A 17,141-nucleotide genomic window follows, 5' to 3' on the forward strand; every position below is an offset into this window, starting at 1 on the left:
ATGCCCGCGAAACGATAGAGAGGGGGCATCAGCGGTTCTCCGCACTGGCGATGAGGGAAGCGTGGCGACCGGTCAGCCGGTCAAGGCGCACGCCGTCGAGATGGTAACGGCGAAAGAGTTCGACGCGCCGCGTGCGGGCGTCGATCACGGCTTGCTGGGCCTGAGCCACTTCCAGGAAAGTGAAGGCGGTGCCGCCCCGGTTGAACCCGTCGCGCACCAACACGACCGCGCGCTCGGCGCTGGGCAACAGCTCGCGGTCGATCCTGCCGATCTCGCTGGCGATCGCGGCCCGCTGCGCCACCAGGCGGTCGATTTCGCGCTTGCGCTCGACCCGCATCACAGCGAGTTCGGCTTCCGCCGCCAGCCGCTCTGCCTGGGCGCGCTCGACGTTGCCACGATTGGCCTGACGACCGCCGAGCGGGATCGAGCCGCCGACCACCAGCGCCACTTCATTACCCTGCCCGAAATGCCGGACTCCCGCGCGCACAGTGGGATCGGCGACGCTATTGGCCTCGACCAGGCGGATACGTGCATCGGCCGCTTCGCGTTCCGCCTCGATCAGCGCCAGATCGACAATGCTGGCGTCGCCGGTCGATTCTGCGGACACGGCCAGAAACGCGCTCCCGTTCACCCGGAAATCGGGTCCGCCGCCCCAAAATGCCGCCAGGCTCGCCCGTGCGATCCGCGCCGTCTCAATCGCCTGATCCAGCGCGATACGCGACTGCGCCACCGATGTGCGCGCGCGTTCGCCAGCAAATAGCGGGTCAAGCGCGCGCCCGACACGGCGGGTCACCTCGCGCTCAAGGCGCTCGGCGACGGCAAGGCGCTCCTTTGCGACTGGAACCGCCGCTTCAGCGGAGAGCATATCGACCCAGGCGGACTGAACCTGCGCCAGCAGATCGAGCATGCGAAGCCGACCGCGCTGCTGGGCCACCTCAAGCTCCGAGCGCGCGGCGCCGATGCGTGCTTCGCGCTTGCCGCCACGTTCCCAGGTTCGTTCATACCATGCGGTGGTCTGGGATCGATCGACTGGCGAGTATGGACCGGTGCCTGCGAAATCCTCGGCATCAACGCCGATCAAGTCGCGGGGGCGGACATCGGCTTGCCGGATGGAGGCTTCCGCTGCCTGCTGTTGCGCTGCCCGTACCGCGATGGACGGGTCAACGCTGGCAACGCGCGACAACGCATCGGTCAAGGTCAGATCCTGCGCGGCGGCTGGATGCGTAACGAACAGGAGAGCAGACGCGCAGCCGACAGCTAACGCGGAAAATAGGCGCGGGCGAACACGCGCATGGTCATGGTAAGGCATGAATTTTGGGTCTCGCGAGCAGGCGTGGAAAAGTCCCACGCCCGTCACGGGCGCGGGTCAGGCGCTGATCGTCAGATGCTTTGGCGGCCGGTCGTGACCCGATATTCGAAAGCTGGGCGGAGGCCGATCGGGCGACAGCGACGGCGCGTCGCCCAATAAGCTAATCGCCGCCATGTCGGCGGATGCGAGGACGATCAGGCCCGAACCGGTATCGCCATGGTGATGATGGCCGCCAGCGAGACGGTCGGATGATTCGGGTTCATTTTGATCTTCATGTCCGGCGTCCGGCGAATGGTGATCCTCCTCGCGCTCCACATCATGGGCGTCAGCGAGCGAAATATCGCTGAAGATCAGATGCTCATGAACGGGCGAAGCGCCGGGCGCATGCTGGATGCGGTCCATCGTGCTTGAGAAGGACGTGCCGGCAAATGCCAGTGTCAACGCGATGCAGAGCATAGCGCACACCTTATTCACCGGAATTAATCTCAAAAGCTGCATCGCGCATGCCTATCTCTGACTTTACGCCATGGCAAGGAATTGCCTGAGTTTGGCGCAGGTCGCACCTAGGTCCGCTATTAGACGACAGCCTCGACCCTTCCAAGACATTCAGCCGCCGACTTTCAAACCCTGGGAGCGGACGGTCCGGTATTGCGGCGGCTCCCGATCAATTGTAGACATTGATAGGCAAATCTAGTGTTCGGGAAGCGGACGTTCATTCATGCCGTCGATGTTTCCACGGACTAGGTGGCAACGGGTGATCACCAATTTTAGGTTAGCGTCTGCCGCAATCTTGAACTTTCCATAACAGGGTGATGGCTGAACCCGGGCGCGCAGAGATACTTCTTAGGATTTATGTGGGCATGCCATTGGTAACGGCTATTGCCCAAGGCCTCACCCAGGTACTGCGAAGGCAGACATAATGGCGCTGACGTCGTCAGCCACAGCGGTGATCGAGAAGCCCTGTCGGCTCCGCGTCTCGCTTGCGGCCCGCGTTGGGGTATAGATGCCGCACGGCTTGCCCGCCTCGCGGCAGGCCGCAAGAATGCCAGCCAGACTCCCTTCGAGGTCGCCATTTTTACCCAACGAAAGACCGAGATCGCCCGGACCGATGAAGATGAAATCCACCCCGGCCACGGCAGCGATGCCACGGGCATTGTGGACACCAGCGGCGGTCTCGATCATTACCCCGAGGAGCGTTGTAGCTCCGCTCGCCGCGTACTGAAAGCCTCTCGCCTGCAGGCGGACGCCGCCAGCGGAGCGATGACCGATCGGTGGGAAGTTGGCATGGGCGACCGCCTGTACGGCTTCGTCCGGCGTTTCCACCATGGGCACGATCACTCCGGCTCCTCCTGTGTCGAGCCCTCGGGAAATCTCGATCGCGCTATTATCGGCTACCCGAAGCAGAACGGGGCGCGGAGCAGCAGCCTTTACGGCGGTATAGGCAGACATTCGATCCCACAGTCCATGCTGAAGGTCCAGCACCGCGGCGTCGGCGGTCCCGCGCATTGCCACCTCGACAACGCCCGGACTCCCAAGGGTGAACCACGCCAGCTTGATCAGGCTGGTAAGGTCTAGCTGAGGGTTTGGCATCGTACAATCCAATATCGAGTTGCAGAGGGTATCCCGGCTGCCGCGGCAGCCGGGACGTAACATTGTTTTTCGGAATAGCAATATTGTCCTATTGGAAATTCTCCGTCTCTACCCTCGGCAGGACGAAATATATCGGAAACCGTGGTCCGATTCGATTTCTCAAAGACCGCGCAAAACGCCCGATGAGATAAGGGCTATCCCACCGTCCGACAAACATAATCCACCTATTCAACCTGCGGTGCAATACTCCTCGATACGCGCGATTCGGGCATCTCGCAACTTAACGATTAGGCAAACGTGCTGGTCCTTCGCTTTCGACCCGCAATTTAATTTGGCTTCGACCACATATTGTTGAAGGAAGCCATCACTCAATTCTTCTAAACGAACCGATCTCGCATCAGCATGTTTGAACTGGCCTACATGCAGATCGAACTCCGCCCTGATTTGCTCAATGGATTTATCGATTGCGTCGACATTGTCCCAAAAGACGCAGTCATCGGTCGCCACATCTATAAGGAATTTGGCGCTTTTTTGCCGGTACATCCGCAAAAGCCCATCGCCAATGTCTTTGACGCTCATCGCATTCATCGATTTTCTCCTTATGTCCAAGCGCTATGAGGTTGATAGGAACTCCACTAAATTCGCGCATGAGCTAGTTATCCAATTAGATAAATTGCTATCCGAGCGGATACTATCCTGTTACGTGTTCCGGTCAACGAGATTGATTGATCCGAACCGCGTCGAACGAGGCACTCGGGCCCGCGCTTGATTCAGGCTGTAAGGAGGCTCTATGCAGAAAGACGAATTCTTGGCTCCGCGTGTGCGCTGGATAATGTTGCTCGCCCTGCTCGCGCCGGCCAATTTTCTGTTGGCAGTGGATCGCGCGCTGGTGACGGTTTCCGCGCCTTTGCTGCAGGCCAAATTCGATCTCAGCCTTTCTCAGTTGGGCATGACCTTTTCGGTGTTCTACTTGGCTTATGCGGCGATGCAGGTGCCCGCCGGAATGATCGTGGACCGCTTCGGTCCACGTTTGTCGCTTTTTGTCGCGATCATTGTCTGGTCGGCAAGCACCTTAGTCACGCCGTTCGCTGGGAGCTTTATCGTCCTGCTGGTCGTGCGCGCCATCCTTGGACTGGGCCAAGCGCCGGATTGGCCCGCATCGGTCGTGGCATCGCGCCGGCTGTTCGATGCCAAGGACCGCCCGGTCGCAAACTCGGTGCTGCTCTGCGCCCTTTATGGCGGACCGGTCATTGGTGCTCCGCTGGCGGGCCTTCTGCTCAAGTCGATTAGCCTTGAGGGCGTATTCGTTCTATTTGGTGTTCTGGGTTTTGCCTTCGCACTCCTCTGGTGGCTATTCTATAGAGATGCGTCCACACCTTCGCCATCGACTTCACGCGCGACGCTATTGGCCACCAGCAAGGCAGGGTTCAGCGGGTACTATTGGCTGATCGTCCCCGCATATGCTTGCATGGGATCCGTACTCGGCTTCTATATGGCCTGGTTCCCGACTTACCTGATGAAGGTGCGGGGACTGGATATCGACACGATGGGCATTTACCTCGGGATTAACGCTGGAGCGCTTTGTGTGTCAGCTCTCGTTGCCGGGCGCGTATTGCTTGCGCTGTCGAAGTTCGTCGAGGATGGGATCGCTCTCCGCATTGCAACGGCGGTTTGCGCTTTGGCAATCGCTGGTGTGGCAACATTTTCCATACCTTTGGTCGGGTCGGCCGCCGTGGGTTTGGCCATCTCTTGTGTGGCCGTGGCAGGGGTCGGGTTCGCTCAAGTTGCAGCCTGGAGCACCATCCAAGATCTCGCAGGGGAAAAGACCGCTCGCTTCACCGGTTTTGTTTCATTGGGTGGCAATTTCGGGGGCGCGATCGTTCCTTTGGGATCGGCGGCCATGATCGAGCGGTTTGGCAACTGGGACAGCAGCTTTTGGATGCTCGGAGCGGCGAGCGTGATAGGTGCCACCTTCTGGCTGATTGTGGGACTGAAACACCGCCGCGTGGATGCAATCGTCTGACGGGATTGGGCTTTCTTGCGGGTCAGATGCGGCACCGTACCAATTTCAAGTAGCGACGATCGGAAGGAAAAGAAGTGACAACCGCACCTACTGAATGCAGGTAACGCAGTGATGTCATCCGCGAACAGAACGAACTACATGGAATATATCCGCGGCTCCCATATTAGCGACCGGCCGCGGGAACATCGTCGTTCTGAAGGGAGGTTTCCGTTCGAGATGCTGCTGGTGGATATGGATGCAGTCGATATTTGCGTTCCAGACCTCCCGGAGCTTTTGTTGTCCGTGCCGCTCAGGATATCTGAAGGCGCAGCCTGGCGTTGGGAGATGGAGGGCGTAAGCCGGGAAGAGCCATTCCGCCTTGAGCAACTGATGGTCCTTCCGCCGCACACGGTAAGTCGGTGGAACGCAACCGGCCGCCGTAGCCAGCTTTTTCTTATCGTTCCCCCAGCGACGGTCGTCCGAACTGTCGGCAGCGCGTGCCCGATGGACCTCCATGTTGCTTTCTCGCCCCTGACCACGATTGGATGGGAAGACCCGCTTCTCAGAATATTGCTCACCGAGGTATGGGACAGGCTTGGCGGCAATTGTGTGATGGACCGGCTGTTTATCGATGGTGCCGTGATTTCAATCCTGTCCAGGCTTCTGCAGCGAGCCGGTACTTTCAACCAGAACGTCAGGAGCATTGCGCTTCATCCCAGCAAGCTCAAACGTGTCCTTTCCTACATCGAAAGCCATCTGACCTCGTCCATAGAAATCGTGACATTAGCCAACATTGCCGGCATCTCGCCTCGCCATTTCGGTCGCGTGTTTTGGCGAGAGACCGGGGAAACTCCTCACAATTACGTCATGATGCGCAGGGTCGAGCGGGCCAAGTCGCTTATTGTCAGTCAGCAGGGTTCGCTTGAGGAGATTGCCAAGACCTGCGGCTTTGCCGACCAGAGTCATTTTACGCGGTCTATGAAGAAGGCCATGAACATCACACCTGATCGGTGGAGACGTCTCCTGACGACGCACGCCGAACCTAGTTGAACGTCCTCCGCCTGGGCAGATTCTGCGCTTTGTCTCCCGCCTCGTTTCATAGCGCCCTGTCGTGGCGAGGGTCGGTAGCCTAACCTTGAATGAACGCGACATTCGCGTCTTCAGTGCGACCCCACCCCTCCCAAAACCATGCGAATTACGCGCAGGCCCTCAGGACATGATCAGGACGCTTCGTCACTGCTTCGCGCGACAGGCTCTTGCCCACGCGCTGTTCATCCGCATTCGCTGCGCATCTTCTGAAAACATGAATCGGCCGTTTTGAAGAAACGGGACGACTTTTGAACATATCCGCCATGACGATGCGGGCTTATGCCAGAAAAGATCGACAACTGTCATAAACGCGTCATATGAGAAACTCTATTGGTGAAAAATTACCGGCAAACATTATTATAAGAAATAGACAAAAGTAATACAACGGCAGAGACAAGAGGTGTTGATGTATACTGTTAATCCAATGCCAGATCCGGTGGACCAGATCATTATATCGGGTCTATTGGAAACGGATACAGGCAGTATTGGCCATTTCATAGATTCTGGCGTAATGGATCCAGGTATTCGTGGTTACATGCCCGGTGCAAAGATCTGTGGTGTCGCCATAACTGTTCGGGTAACCGTCCCTGACTCCGTCATGGGTCATTATGCTTTAAAGCTGGCGCGGCCTGGCGACGTCCTAGTCGTCGATCGGGGGCAGGACCAGAGGACTGCTTGCTTCGGTGGATCCAGCATTCTCGGTGTTCGCCGTGCGGGTATTGCTGGCCTCATTATGGACGGCGTCGGCAACGACATCGCCGAGGCCAATGCCGCAGGCGTGCCAATTTGGTGCCGGGGCGTGACGCCATTGACGACAAAATATCGCAACCTTGGCGGTGCCATCAACGTACCAGTCAGTTGCGGTGGCATCGCCGTTCAACCCGGGGACATAATATTTGCCGATGACAATGGTGTTCTGGCCATTCCGCGCAATGAAATAGCAGAACTTCTTATCAAAGCCAAAAAATTCAGCGAACACGAAGAGTCTTCCCGAAAATTCTTTATGGATAATCCGAATAAGTCACTTCCAGAATTATCCGGGGCCGCGAAAATAGTCGAAGATTATCTTTCAGAAGCTCGGTAAATCTACACATGATAAGGGATATAACATGGAAATGCGGTCTCATTATTGTTTAAAAAGCTTAAATACAAGGCTCGCCTATCTGCAAGGTGTTTCAGCTGTCGCGATGGCACTGTTTATTGTTCAACCGGGGCAGGCCCAAGCCCAGACTGCTTACAATGAGATCGTTACGCCAGACGACGGCGAGATAACCGTGACTGCACGCCGCCGGAATGAATCACTGCAACAGGTTCCACTGTCCGTCTCGGCCTTCACTGGCGATCAACTCGTGGCGCAAGGTGTCACCACCCTTAAGGATCTAAACCAGTCGATCCCCGGGCTGCAATATTCCGACCGCGGCAACCTGCAGACGGAAATTACCATTCGAGGCATTGGCGGGGACTCCCGCAACATCGGCATCGAAAGTGGAGTCGGAATGTACATCGACGGTGTGTATGTCGCGCGTACGTCGGGTTATAATGCTGACATTTCCGATGTGCAGCAGGTCGAAGTTTTGCGCGGGCCGCAAGGCACGCTTTTCGGTAAGAATACTATCGGCGGCGTTATCAACATCGTCACCAAAAAGCCGACCGAAACGACGGAAGGCTTTATCTCTGCCAGCTATGGCAACTACAACGCTTTCCGAACCCAGGCGAGCCTGTCTGGCCAAATTGCAAACAATCTGTTCGGCAAGGTCACCGTCGCGACTTGGGACCGGGATGGCTATATTTACAACCCCCTGCGCGACGAGGACCTCAACAACGAAGACCGTCGTGGCGGCCGAGCCCAGCTCAGATGGCTCCCCAGCGAAGCGCTGGAGATCAATCTAAGCGCTGATTTCACCCGCGATCGCAAAAGGACCGTGCTAAACCAGATCAGCACGCCCGAGGGAGCGGCCGCCCCTTATTTCACCGGCGATCGCTTCACCGTGCCGGCAGATCAAAGAAACTTAGACAATCGTGACATGTGGGGCACTAGCCTGACGGTTGACTACACGCTCGACAGCGGGGCGGTTCTGTCTTCGATCAGTGCCGTGCGGGATATTAAACTTTTAATCTACAGCGATGCTGATCAACTCCCTATCGACTTGGTGCACTCAGGCCCTTTCACGGATATCTCGGAAATGTACTCGCAGGAGTTGCGCTTCGTTTCTCCCACCACCGGTCCCTTGAAATATGTCGCCGGCCTCTACTATTTCGATCAGAAATCGGCCGGTGAGCGCACGCTTTCAGCTAACCTTCCTGCCCATTTCGAAGTGTTCAACGATGCCCATGCGCGAACGAAGAGTTACGCCGCCTATGTTAACGCCGACTATACGATTGCGCCCCCGCTGACATTCACCGCTGGCATAAGATACACCAGCGAGCGAAAAACGGGAGATTTTTTCCAGACCCGTCCGAGCTTGAATTACGATCTGCAGGACTTCCGTTTGAAGAATTCTAACGTCTCATGGACCGGCAGCGTCCGCTATGAATTGAGCCGAAACCTCACCACCTATTTCTCGATTTCGCGCGGATTCAAATCTGGCGGCTTCAACATGGATTCGATCGGTGCCGCCGGATTGATCGAGGATGATCTGACGTTCCGCCCTGAAAAGGTCACGCAGTATGAGTTGGGACTGAAGGGAAGGACGAGCGACAACCTATTGCGGTTCAGCGCGGCCCTCTTCGACTTGGAGTATAAGAACAAGCAAGTTGCCCAGTATGTATCGACCACGTTGCAGCCAGTGCCTACGGTACAGGTGACGAACGCTGGACAGGCTCGCGTCCGCGGTGCCGAGTTGGAGCTGACGCTTAAGCCAGTGGAAGGACTGACGCTGTCCGGCAATGCCTCGTACTTGGATGCCACGTACACTTCGTTCCCGCGGGCCGCACTCATTGACGGTGCCTATCTAAACTATACCGGCAACAACATCGAGCGGACGCCGGAATGGACTGCGAACGGAATGGTCGAGTATCGGCATGAGCTTACATCTGGCCAGATCGTCGGTATGGGCGGAGTGAGCTATATCGGCCGCACGGCCCTGCAGGCCGACAATGATCCTAGGCTGATTGAACAGGGCTATACCCTGTTCAATTCGCGCCTCGGCTATGAGGCGAGCGGCGGCATAAGTGTTTACCTTTGGGTGAAAAATATCACCAATAAGGACTATCGCGTGTTTTCACGATATTTCGCTGGTATATCGAACACTGTTTACGGAGAGCCGCGCACTTACGGAATTGACGCAAGGTATAAGTTCTAATCTCTGGAACCGTCAACCGGACAATTTATTCAATGAAATTCGGGCCAGTAAGGCTCGGTGCCACATTTTAAGCAGAGGTTCTCATGCGCATATCCGCGGTACAGATGAATGCGACTGACTCTTACGTCGATAATTTAAATACCATGAAATCATTGACGGAACTTGCCGTATCGTGTGACCGTCCCGACCTTATTGTTTTTCCGGAATTCTGTACGTTCATATCGACCAGCCCTGAAAAGATGAGAAATCACGCGGAATTGATCGAAACAGGTACGACGTCTATTGCCATCTCAGATCTTGCAAGGCGTCATTCTGTAAATATACACTTAGGTAGCATTGTAGAGTTACGCGACAACAAACTTTATAATACATCGGTTATATTTAATAGAGAGGGCAATATTGTTGCCCAATACAGCAAGATCCATCGCTTCGATATAACGCTGCCAGACGGGACGGAGGTGCGGGAATCTGCGCTTGTCGAGGCGGGATGTGATGTGGTGGTAATCAACATCGAAGGCGTGAAGGTCGGGCTGTCAATTTGTTATGATCTGCGCTTCGGCGAGCTTTTCCGAAAGCTTGAACAATTGGGCGCCGACGTCATCGTTCTTCCAGCCGCATTTACCCAGCAGACTGGAATCGACCATTGGGAAATTCTGATCCGTGCGCGCGCCATCGAAACCCAGTGCTATGTCGTTGGTGCCGGCCAGATTGGCTCATACGACAACGGCGCTGGGCATAACTTCGGGCATTCGTTGATTGCTGATCCCTGGGGAATAATCATCGCACAGGCACCAAATCGCGAAGCTCATATTACTGCCTATGTGGATCTGGCCCACTTGCACGCTATTCGTGCAGCCTTGCCCGTCCGGTCGCACAGGGTTCTCGTTTGATGCCAGCATTCGTCTTAAGGCCAATGCCTGCAATGTTGCCTGCGGCACTGCTGGACCAGGCCAGGATGGTCTGCGCGGCCACGATCGGCCATTTTCGTTTTCTCGGCTTTCCGGACGGCGGGATCAGGCCGATCGGATCTGACGACCGAATTGCCGGGACTGCCGTAACTTTGGCGCTTCCCGGCATGGACTCCACACTCTTGCACCACATCGCCGGAATGCTCGGCCCCGGCTTTATTCTTGTTATAGACCGGCTGGGAGATCAGCGACACGCATGCATTGGCGGCGGAGTGGCGGTTGCGCTTAAGAAGACGGGTGTCGAGGGGGTGGTCGTTGATGGCCCATGTACCGATCCGGACGAGGTCCAAGCCGCCGGGCTCCCACTTTGGTCGCGCGGGACTTCACCTATAACAACGCGACTGCAAGGCTTGGGCGGGGCGTTCAATCTACCAGTCAGCATTGGCGGCGCGGTGGTTATGCCGGGGGATCTGATCATTGCAGACGTTGGCGGTATCGTCGCAATACCGCCCGTGGAGGCCGAGGCAGCAGTCTTTAGAGCAGCGGAGATGGAAGCGGCGGAAAACCGTATGCTGCCGCGCCTTGACGAAGGGGAGAGCCTTGGCGATATTTCGGGTGCCACTGCTATGATAAAGAAGGCGACCAGCGTCTTGACCGAGGCGTTAGCACTGCAAGAACGTCGATAGTTCCCCCGCGATACCGGCAAGCCGGCGAGCAGCTTTCATAACGGACGCGGAACAGGCGCCGATACGCTAACCGATCTTCGGAAAAAGATTCAACGAAAAGAGAGAGCCATTTGCCAAATATGGCCAGTAAACGACTGGGCCCTATTCTTAGGCTGTGAAGGTCTAAGATTTTGTGGCCACAGCGGGGGATCTAAGGCCTGATCTTACGCCGATGCTTCAAGACCATGCACGCCGCATAAGGCGAGTTACAGCGATCGCAAGCTTCGGTCGGGGTGAACCGCTCCGCGTCTACCGGAGGCATTGGGTTGTGAGTCACGCTGCTTTATCGATGTTGTCCGCGGCAGCATAATATTGATATTCGGCTTCGGCAGGCGGGATGTTGCCGATGGGTTCCAGCAGACGACGATGTTGAACCAATCGACCCATTCGAGGGTCGCGTATTTCACCGCTTCGAAGGATCGCCACGGCCCACGCCTGTGGATCACCTCTGCTTTATAAAGGCCGTTGATAGTCTCGGCCAAAGCATTGTCGTAGCTGTCGCCGACGCTGCCAACCGAGGGCTCGATCCCGGCCTCGGCGAGGCGTTCGATGTACTTGATGGACACGTATTGCGAGCCACGATCGCTATGATGGATCAGGCCAGCCCGATGGGTCGGCCGGCGATCGTGAAGCGCCGGTTCCAAGGCATCGAGGACGAAGCTGGCATGCGCCGTCCTGCTGGCCCGCCAGCCGACGATGCGCCGAGCATCGGTATCGATGACGAAGGCAACGTAAACGAACCCCGCCCAGGTCGCGACGTGGGTGAAGTCCGACACCCAGAACATGAGCGATGTCTGTCCATCGTAACGGTCGCACTTCGACCCATGCCAGACGCTCAGCGCCCAATTTCCGATCCCTAGCAGCAGACATTCCGCTTTTCCGGCAGCTGTCGACCCCTATCACCCGCTCAGCGTCCAATATTCGATCGCCAGGTGCAATCCGTCCGCTTTCTCAACTTGGCTGCATGTTAGACGGCCTGCTGTTGCAGCGTCTCAAGGCTCATAGAAGGGTGAGGGTAGCGAAATTCATTCATCGCCATTGGGAGAACGAAACCCTCAGGTGAGCCTGCGACGAAATAATTGCCGTGATATTGATCCGGACTCGTGCGGAAGTCATGCTCACCATAAGCTTCGCCGATGGGGGCATAATTGAGGTCGAGGCCGAAAACGGCGTAGAGGGCCATATCGACAAAGTTCATATATTTTGCGTGGCCGCGCAGGTGAGTGTCCTGAACGATGATCGCGTGCACTTTTTCTGCGACATAAGACAGCGAGGCCATGTCCTTCACGACCTGCGAAAACTGATGGTCGCCATCGTGATGGATGATGCACTGCGCAGGCTCGTGCGAGAGAATGTTGGAGACGTACGCCGGCAGATCACCATGGAACATGCGTACGCGCCCGATCGCTTCTGGATGAGTCCGACGGATCCGCTCATACGCAAAATGCAGGCAGCGGTCATCGATATCTACGAGATCAAGGTCGAAATCGAAAGCCTGAACACAGCCCCCCAATATGGCCGATGCACCACCCATAAATACACCAACTTCGACGACTCGATTGAACTCACCATTGAAGTCCCGCAACGCATTTACGATGTCGAAATAGTATTTGGCCGAACATTGATCCTCATAAGGAATGTCCAACTGGTTCAAGCGATGGGCAATTCGGTCGAAAATTCGACTGCGGCCCATATAGGCGTCCCAGTCGCGTTCAGCGCGATACCCGCCGAGGATAGGGATGCCCATTTTCTGGTTAGGGTCAGCCAATTCTTTCAATCGATCGTCGGGATCGATGAAGGTGCCGAAAGTCATGCTCATATCCTGCTAATTACCATGACGCGCTACTCTAAAAATGGTTAACAATGTCTTGGCGTCAATTCGCGGAGACCAAATTATAAGCGACGCCTCCCCAAGTTGAATTAGCAGGGCCGCCGCAGTCGACCGCTATTGGACGCTCAGCAGTGGATTTTTGGACCCTAGGAGCCAACCGTCTGCTAATTCAGCGGATGTCGACCAAAAATGGAGATTTAGCGTATTGGTTGGGAACGACCGGTCGGTGGAAATGCACCATTCGAAATTTGAGGAGCCAGGCGTTCGACCGTTCCGACAGACGCTGCTCACAACATGCTGTCGCAGAACCCGCATTCCATGTAGCTGTCCGATATCATGCCCGCCAATGCAGACTCGAGACCACAAATAAGCCCGGCAGACATGCAGATCGTTGAGCACGTTCTGAACATGAAAGGCGGCTATGTATTGGATTTTAGCGACCGCACCTTTGACGAATTCATCGCTCATGAGGTGGGGATTGACGCAACGGCTCCACGCTTTTCCGAAGATGGTGGGTCAAAGGCAAAACGGTTGAGGCGCATCCTCCCATCACTCGCGGCTGGCCAGCAGGCGAGAATGCTGCGGGCTTTTTTGGATTATCGTGACAGCCCCGCTCGCGATAGCCGCGTGGACTTGCTTGATGATGAGTGGCGACAATCATATGAGAAAATCATTCGAGGCTTGGAAAAGCAGGTCACAGATGCCGACAACACATATGCTGCTAGTTCCTGGACGGGAGTCCGTACTATACGTGAACAGGTCGCCATCGTCCGTGGCCTAGCTCCTGTCACGCTCAGAGAGATTGATGTCCTTGCCGATCTGATCGAAAGTAAGCGGTTTAACGATCCCATCACAGCCGACGCCGTTCAATGTTTGCGCGACCTTCACCGACAATTAGGTGATTTGATAGATGCAATTGATCGCGGCAATATGACCCGCGCTGCGGTCGAGGCGATCGAAGCGAACCGTGAGAAATTGACTCATTACGTAAAGCAGGGAGCAAAGCTAACGATGGTGGCGCCAGCGATGACGTTCGGCATCATGCACCTCCTCGCTTGGCTGTCCGGTGTGCCTATCGACAGCACAATTGTTTCAACCGTGTACGGTTCTGTCGTCGGCGTCGACGTCCTAACAGCATTTACGAAGAAATCGAGCCTAGCGGGGACGTAGGATAAACAATGGTTTCGGTGTAAAGTCTCGGCGGCCATATCAGAGGAGCTCCAGTAGGCATTGGCGCTACGTGCACGCACATTTCGACATCGGCGGAACCACAAGCAATTGGCCAAATTCAATCTCAAACGGATTGATTTCCAAAAAAAAATCATTCCGACAGAACTGAACAGGCAGTGGCCCAGCGACCGGGGGGGCGCCCTTTTCATGTTTAACTTCATTCCGACAAATACCTGACGCTAGTAAGAAGACGGCGCGCGCCGCTTGACGCCTGTTTAGAAAGATGCCCTATATCCCGCAGGGATTGAGGGCCTCTCGTCTTTGAAAGTGATATCTTTCACGCGGAGGTCCAATGTTTAATCGAGAACCACCATCAGACCAATTGGAAATGGTCGCGGCTTTTATTCGGGCAAAGCGCTACAAAAGTGCACTGGTAGTTGCGGCTCTTAATAGCCGGGCAACAATTCCGCTTGGAACCGGCATGCTGGCGCTGGCCGGAATTCTAACTCAATCTTTCGTATAGATTTACCGAGAACATGAAAAAACGGGATAAACGACCCTTTGTTGCCATTCAGCCGCCGATTTTCGATCCCCAGGAGCCGACCGTCTGCTATTCCGGCGGGTGTCGACCATTACAGGCTATTCAACGGTGAGGCCATAAACGGCTGGTTTTACCAATTGCTGTCGTTCGTCGAGCGGCTGGCTGTCTATCGCAACGAGAGGCTGTTCATCTTGATTGATGACAGGAGCTACGAGGCAAGGCGCGCACCGCCCGAACGTTCGGACTTGCGAATTGAGAAGTTGACAATGACTATGCCAACGCATGAACTCCGACTATGGGGATCATAAAGAACATCAAGTCGCTGCAGGGAATGGGGATATACGCAGACCGCGGCGTTCGCTCGCCCTCCCTCCAGTTCCGCCGCTACAATCTCGTCTACGGTTTCAATGGGTCGGGCAAGAGCACGCTGTCTCGCCTCTTCGCGAGTCTCGAGGCCGGCGGACCGCACCCCAAGCTCCCCGCGGGCGGCACATTCGAGGTAGAGCTTGACGATGGCACAGCGTTCGGATGCCCTATCAATCCCATCGGCCTCGAGCAGCGGCTGCTGGTCTTCAACTCGGACTACATCGAGCAGAACCTGCAATGGGCCGCAGGGCGCGCGAACCCTGTGTTCTACATCGGCGCGGACCAGGCTGAAGCCGCTAACGAGCTGACGAAGGTCGAAGGCGACATCATCCAGGCGGATGCAAAGAGGGATACCGCATCCGCGACAGAGAAGGCAGCGGAGAAGACGTTCGCCAACTATAAGAAGGAGCGCGCGAAGTCGGTCGCATCCCGCCTCCACCTCGGCAGCCGCAAGTACGAGGCGCCGGCTCTTGCTAAGGACTACGAGACCTGGAAAGCCGACGATCGGCCCGCGCTCACGGACGACGAATTGAAGGCGGCTGAGGACACACGCCGGCTCGACGAGCCAATGCCGCGCCTCGAATCCATGTCGTTCGACAAAACGACTATCGAGACGGCCTACCGCTTCATCGCCGACGTCTGTGGCCAGTCGTTGGCGACGGTCGCGCTCGAGGAGGTGAAGCAGTATCCCGACATGCTGCTTTGGCTGAAGCACGGGCACGAATACCATGAAGCCCACGGGATTGCCGACTGCCTCCTATGCGGCAATGCGATATCGGCCGAGCGCCGCGCGCTCCTCGCCGCCGCCCTCGACGACAAGGTCGATCAGTTCGTCGCGCGTCTGAAGAAAACGGCTGAGCGGCTGAGCGACCTGATCGACACATCGACCCGGCTTGGCGCCCAGCTACCTGCCCCGGACGACCTGGCAACGGAGTTGCGGGCCGCTTTCAAGGAAGTCCGGGAGAATGTGTCGAAGGACGTGCGCCTGCTCGCGAAGCAGCTCAGCACGCTGCAGACCGTCCTCTCCGCCAAGTTGGAGCGTCCGGCGACACCCGCCGATATGAAGGACGTCGCCTCAGAGACGGAGGTCCTCGCAACCGCGGAGAGGCTTGCTGCGGGCGTTGCGACCGTCAACGAAGCCATCGTAGCCCACAACCAGGCAGTCACCGATTTCGCGAAGCGCAAGGATGCCGCCGAGAACTCGATACGGCGGCACTTCATCGTCGACTGCCGCGATGACTACGCGAAGGCCGCTAAGGACCTCGACGAAGCGACAGACAAGCTGAAAATCGAGACCGACAACGCGGCGGCGTTGCGAGAGAAGGCGCGCGAGTTGCGCCTGCGGATAAGGACCCATGGACCTGCCGCCGGCGTGATCAACAAGCTGATCGCGGCTTACCTCGGACACGGCGAGCTGACGATCAATCCCGTAGACGAGGGCTACGAGCTCCAGCGGCACGGCGCGCCGATCACCGGCGCCCCGAGCGAAGGTGAGAAGACCGCTATCGCGATCTCCTACTTCTTGTCATCCATCGAGGCAGACAATCGGAAACTAAAGGACGTAATCGTGGTCGTCGACGATCCGGTGTCGAGCCTGGACACAAAGGCTCTTAATTTCGCGTGCTCTCTAGTGAAAACCCGGCTGGAGAAGGCCGCTCAAGTGTTTATCCTCACCCACAACCTTCAGTGCATGAATGAGTTCAGGAAGGCTTGGAAAGGCAGGGTGCGTCCCCCTGAAGGCAAGGAGCCGACCGGCACCTTCCTATTCATTGACGTTACTATTCCAGAAGGACAGCATCGGCGCTCGTCGATCATCATCGAGATGTCGAAGCTGCTCAGGGAGTATGACTCAGAGTATCATTTCCTGTTCAGCCATATACTCCGGTTTGTGGAGCAGCCGGATGCCTACGACGATCACGGCTACATGATTCCCAACGTGATCCGACGGGTGCTAGACGTGTTCTTGGCGTTCAAGTGCCCGGGTGGCGGTGGACTGCCCAGTCAGCTCGACAAGCTGTGCACCGACTATTCGGTCCTCGACCGCGAGAGGCTAGCCGCACTCGATCGCCTTGCCCAGGTCGAATCCCACTCTGACAACATCGACGACTTACTGTCTTTCTCGACCATGACCTTGGAGGAAACGAAGGGAGCGGCGGCCACGCTGTTCGACATGATCGAAAAAGTCGATTCCAAGCATCTTGAGCGCCTGAAGAACCTTTGTCGTTAACTGCTTAACGGCGGCAATTGCTGTTGCATGATGCTTGTAAAAGTACACTGGATGGGGCCTCATTGTCGGTACCCCGGGGAT

At 56.5% G+C, this 17,141-nt stretch carries 13 protein-coding genes and 1 pseudogene; 8 read left to right on the forward strand and 6 right to left on the reverse strand.

Annotation, left to right across the window (positions count from 1 at the left end; all coding sequences use genetic code 11):
• Window positions 1-28 precede the first annotated feature (28 nt).
• The 4 genes from FHS49_RS04685 to FHS49_RS04700 form a co-directional block, all read right to left on the reverse strand.
• Window positions 29-1,309: a TolC family protein gene (locus tag FHS49_RS04685; RefSeq protein WP_184015697.1), complete on the reverse strand. Its 1,281-nt coding sequence runs from the start codon at window positions 1,307-1,309 to the stop codon at window positions 29-31.
• Window positions 1,310-1,366: 57 nt separating this feature from the next.
• Entirely contained in the window at window positions 1,367-1,807 is a 441-nt protein-coding gene (locus FHS49_RS04690) for a hypothetical protein (RefSeq protein ID WP_184015699.1), read from the reverse strand.
• 393 nt (window positions 1,808-2,200) lie between these two features.
• Window positions 2,201-2,899, reverse strand: coding sequence for an HpcH/HpaI aldolase family protein (locus FHS49_RS04695; protein WP_184015701.1), 699 nt, complete (start codon window positions 2,897-2,899; stop codon window positions 2,201-2,203).
• Window positions 2,900-3,127: 228 nt separating this feature from the next.
• A complete protein-coding gene (locus tag FHS49_RS04700; RefSeq protein WP_184015702.1) occupies window positions 3,128-3,487 on the reverse strand; it encodes a hypothetical protein in 360 nt (119 codons plus the stop codon).
• A gap of 202 nt (window positions 3,488-3,689) precedes the next feature.
• Between FHS49_RS04700 and FHS49_RS04705 the strand changes: the two genes are divergently transcribed.
• The 6 genes from FHS49_RS04705 (at window position 3,690) to FHS49_RS04730 (ending at window position 10,886) form a co-directional block, all read left to right on the forward strand.
• Window positions 3,690-4,922: an MFS transporter gene (locus FHS49_RS04705; protein WP_184015704.1), complete on the forward strand. Its 1,233-nt coding sequence runs from the start codon at window positions 3,690-3,692 to the stop codon at window positions 4,920-4,922.
• 138 nt (window positions 4,923-5,060) lie between these two features.
• Window positions 5,061-5,951 carry an AraC family transcriptional regulator gene (locus tag FHS49_RS04710; RefSeq protein WP_184015706.1) on the forward strand — a complete coding sequence of 297 codons (891 nt, stop codon included), beginning with the start codon at window positions 5,061-5,063 and terminating at the stop codon, window positions 5,949-5,951.
• A 445-nt stretch (window positions 5,952-6,396) separates the two neighbouring features.
• On the forward strand, window positions 6,397-7,074 hold the full coding sequence (locus FHS49_RS04715) for an RraA family protein (protein ID WP_184015708.1): 678 nt from the start codon (window positions 6,397-6,399) through the stop codon (window positions 7,072-7,074).
• Window positions 7,075-7,099: 25 nt separating this feature from the next.
• Window positions 7,100-9,292 carry a TonB-dependent receptor gene (locus FHS49_RS04720; protein WP_246350279.1) on the forward strand — a complete coding sequence of 731 codons (2,193 nt, stop codon included), beginning with the start codon at window positions 7,100-7,102 and terminating at the stop codon, window positions 9,290-9,292.
• A gap of 83 nt (window positions 9,293-9,375) precedes the next feature.
• Window positions 9,376-10,182 (forward strand): carbon-nitrogen hydrolase family protein, encoded by an 807-nt coding sequence (locus tag FHS49_RS04725; RefSeq protein WP_281397031.1) that lies wholly within the window; start codon window positions 9,376-9,378, stop codon window positions 10,180-10,182.
• The gene (locus FHS49_RS04730) at window positions 10,182-10,886 is read left to right on the forward strand and encodes an RraA family protein (protein WP_221240366.1); all 705 of its coding nucleotides are present in this window, start codon (window positions 10,182-10,184) and stop codon (window positions 10,884-10,886) included. Before FHS49_RS04725 ends, FHS49_RS04730 begins: the two co-directional genes overlap by 1 nt.
• A 312-nt stretch (window positions 10,887-11,198) precedes the next feature.
• On the opposite strand, the pseudogene FHS49_RS04735 reads toward FHS49_RS04730, so the two are convergent.
• A pseudogene (locus FHS49_RS04735) lies at window positions 11,199-11,704 on the reverse strand (IS3 family transposase); the annotation flags it as partial.
• Window positions 11,705-11,892: 188 nt separating this feature from the next.
• Complete coding sequence (locus FHS49_RS04740) at window positions 11,893-12,738, reverse strand: class I SAM-dependent methyltransferase (protein ID WP_184015712.1); 846 nt, start codon at window positions 12,736-12,738, stop codon at window positions 11,893-11,895.
• A 399-nt stretch (window positions 12,739-13,137) separates the two neighbouring features.
• Here FHS49_RS04740 and FHS49_RS04745 point away from each other — a divergent pair, with 399 nt between their 5' ends.
• Window positions 13,138-13,926, forward strand: coding sequence for a hypothetical protein (locus FHS49_RS04745; protein WP_184015714.1), 789 nt, complete (start codon window positions 13,138-13,140; stop codon window positions 13,924-13,926).
• 836 nt (window positions 13,927-14,762) lie between these two features.
• On the forward strand, window positions 14,763-17,060 hold the full coding sequence (locus FHS49_RS04750; RefSeq protein WP_184015716.1) for an AAA family ATPase: 2,298 nt from the start codon (window positions 14,763-14,765) through the stop codon (window positions 17,058-17,060).
• Window positions 17,061-17,141: the final 81 nt, after the last annotated feature.

It is taken from the genome of Sphingobium boeckii (genome assembly GCF_014199215.1).
GTDB classification, from domain to species: Bacteria; Pseudomonadota; Alphaproteobacteria; order Sphingomonadales; family Sphingomonadaceae; genus Sphingobium_A; species Sphingobium_A boeckii.